Origin of the sequence: Streptomyces sp. RP5T, assembly GCF_003933965.1 — a bacterium.
In the GTDB taxonomy this organism is placed as follows: Bacteria; Actinomycetota; Actinomycetes; order Streptomycetales; family Streptomycetaceae; genus Streptomyces.
The window spans coordinates 1-1347 of the sequence record NZ_RSAJ01001087.1 but is presented as its reverse complement, the minus strand read 5'-3'; the positions used below and the strand labels follow the sequence as shown (position 1 = coordinate 1347).

The following is a 1347-nucleotide window of genomic DNA, read 5'->3' as shown; positions in this document are numbered from 1 at the left end:
GGGCCTTCCCCCGTGAAGGTGGGCACGCGGTTATTGATCACGCGGCGAGCGTGAGTTTAGCGGTGTGGTGTCGGCGTTCGTATTCGTTGGGGCTGAGGTGGCCGTTGGCGGAGTGCCGACGGCGGGTGTTGTAGCGGGCCAGCCAGGCGAAGACGGTCCTTCTGCAGGTGGCGGCGTCACCGTAGTCGTGGGCGCCCTGGAGGGTCTCGCGTTTCAGGGACGCGTGGAAGCTTTCGCAGGCCGCGTTGTCGGCGCTGGTGCCGACCGCGCCCATCGACCGGGTGACTCCAAGCTGGTCGCAGAGGCCGGCGAAGGCCCTCGATCCGTATTGGGCCCCGTGGTCGGAGTGGAACACGGCGCCGTCCAGGCCGCTGCGGGTCGCGGCTGCCATCCGCAGTGCGTCGGCGACCAGGTCGGTGCGCATGTGGTCGGCGATGGACCAGCCGACGACCTTGCGGCTGAAGCAGTCCAGCACCGTGGCGAGATAGAGGAACTCCCCGCCTGCCAGCGGGAGATACGTGATGTCGCCCATGTATTTGCGCCCCGGCTCGGTGGCGGTGAAGTCCCGCTGGAACAGGTCCGGAACCGGTGAGGTGGCCGGGTCCGCGACGGTGGTGCGCACGCGTCTGCGCAGGCGGATGCCGGTGATGGAGAACCTCTGCATGATCCGGGCGACCCGCTTTTCGTTGATCCGCCGCCCTTTCTCGCGGAGCTCGGCCGTTATGCGCGGGGAGCCGTAGGCGCCGCCGGACTCGCCGTGGACCGCGCGGATCTCCTCGGCCAGGACCCGGTCCTCGTGCTGCCGGGTGGCCCGGGCCTCGGCGCCGGCGAGCCACTTGTAGTAGCTGGACCGGTTCACGTCCAGGACCTGGCAGAGCCGCTTCACCTCGTAGGTGTCCCGGTGGTCGTCAACGAACTGGAAGCGGCTGATCACCAGTTCGTCTCTCCGGCGAAATACTTGGCCGCCTTGCGGAGGATGTCCCGCTCGGTGGCGAGCTTGCGCTCACTCGCCTCAAGTTCTGCCACCCGGGCCTCCAGCTGACGGACCCGCTCGTCCGGATCAGCGGACGGTACCGCCTCGCGACGGGGGGCGGCCGGCTTCGCAGCCGCGGCGCTGACGCCACGGCGTTCGCGGTCCCGCAGCACCCATTCACGCAGAGTCGCCCGGTTGACGCCCAGATCGGCGGCGATGCTCTTGTAGGTCGCCCCGGGTGTGGACTCGTACAGGGCCACGGCATCGGCCTTGAACTCGTCCGAGTAATCCTTCATCGCCATCGGCGGCCTTCTCGCTTCCTCCGGATCAAGCAGATCCAGTATCAGCGTGTCCACCACTCAGGGGGAGGCTCC

1 protein-coding gene is annotated in these 1347 nt (G+C 68.5%); it reads right to left on the bottom strand.

Going from position 1 to position 1347, the window contains the following annotated elements; genetic code table 11:
- Positions 1 to 37 precede the first annotated feature (37 nt).
- A protein-coding gene (locus EHS43_RS44665) for an IS3 family transposase (RefSeq protein ID WP_260471020.1) occupies positions 38 to 1275 on the bottom strand; the annotation gives its coding sequence in 2 pieces (ribosomal slippage) (positions 38 to 949 and positions 952 to 1275; 1236 coding nt in all).
- Positions 1276 to 1347 lie beyond the last annotated feature (72 nt).